This window comes from Borreliella americana (assembly GCF_021043605.1).
Lineage (GTDB): Bacteria > Spirochaetota > Spirochaetia > Borreliales > Borreliaceae > Borreliella > Borreliella americana.
This window is the reverse complement of sequence record NZ_JAJNFB010000063.1, coordinates 1-300: the sequence shown is the minus strand read 5'-3', so window position 1 is coordinate 300 and position 300 is coordinate 1. Positions and strand designations below refer to the sequence as shown.

The window sequence follows — 300 nt, the reverse complement described above, 5'->3', positions numbered from 1 at the left end:
AAGAATGCAAAACTACCATTAAAGGAAAAAACAATAAAATAAAAAGTTTCAAAACAATAGAACAAGCTCAAAATTGGCTATTTAATAATGAGAACAAAATTCATCATCACCCAATTGGAATATATTTTGACTCTGGAACAGGAAGAGGAAAGGGTTAGAAATTAGAATTGTAAATGAAAAAAGAATTTCAATATTGGATAAAATCTTAGATAAATCCCTGATTAATGAATACGGAAATTATTATGTCAAAAATTTTCAAGGGATTAGCAACAATTTTGGGGAACTGCTTGCCCTATAATC

The 300-nt window shown here is 28.0% G+C and carries 1 pseudogene; it reads left to right on the top strand.

The annotated features are described in order from the left end of the window. Positions 1 to 295, top strand: a pseudogene (locus tag LRB30_RS05855) (ribonuclease H family protein); the annotation flags it as partial. Positions 296 to 300: the final 5 nt, after the last annotated feature.